Origin of the sequence: Vibrio sp. 1562, from assembly GCF_033340155.1 — a bacterium.
Taxonomy (GTDB): domain Bacteria; phylum Pseudomonadota; class Gammaproteobacteria; order Enterobacterales; family Vibrionaceae; genus Vibrio; species Vibrio alginolyticus.
This window is the reverse complement of the sequence record NZ_JAWOVY010000690.1, coordinates 1-542: the sequence shown is the minus strand read 5'-3', so window position 1 is coordinate 542 and position 542 is coordinate 1. Positions and strand designations below refer to the sequence as shown.

Below are 542 nucleotides of genomic sequence, written 5' to 3'. Positions count from 1 at the left end.
AAGGTTTGTACGGTTACGAAGATTCATGCCACCTGATGACTAAACACTCTAACAAACACGTTGGATTTGTTGCTTTAGGCGGTAACCGTGGAACCTGTTATTTCCAAATCGAGGGGCTAGGGTGCAAACACCTTTTTGAGCACACAAGTGCATTTCGTTTGCATTGGTGGTTGCAGCTTCTTGATTGTAATCGCCTCTCTCGAATCGACCTTGCTGTCGATGACTTCCACGGCCTGTTTGGTCGTGACTATGCCAAAAAAGCCTACGCAGATGATGCCTTCAGAACTTCGGATAAAGGTCGTAGCCCTAGTGCTGGCGAACGTTACTTCGCTGAGGCTTCCGGCAAAGTTATCAATGAATCATTCGAGGTAGGCAATCGCTCGTCTCGCATTTACTGGCGAATCTATAACAAGGCAGCCCAACTCGGTCTCGATATGTTTTGGTTTCGAAGTGAGTGTGAATTGAAAGATATGACGGTTGATGTGCTGCTAAATATTAGTGGTTATTTTGCTGGTATTTGTGCTTATAGCGCTTCAATCGTT

General features: G+C 45.4%; 1 protein-coding gene. It reads left to right on the top strand.

What is annotated here, in order from left to right:
* On the top strand, positions 1-542 hold a 542-nt coding region (locus R7Z49_RS27110), incomplete at both ends, for a replication initiation factor domain-containing protein (RefSeq protein WP_318112765.1).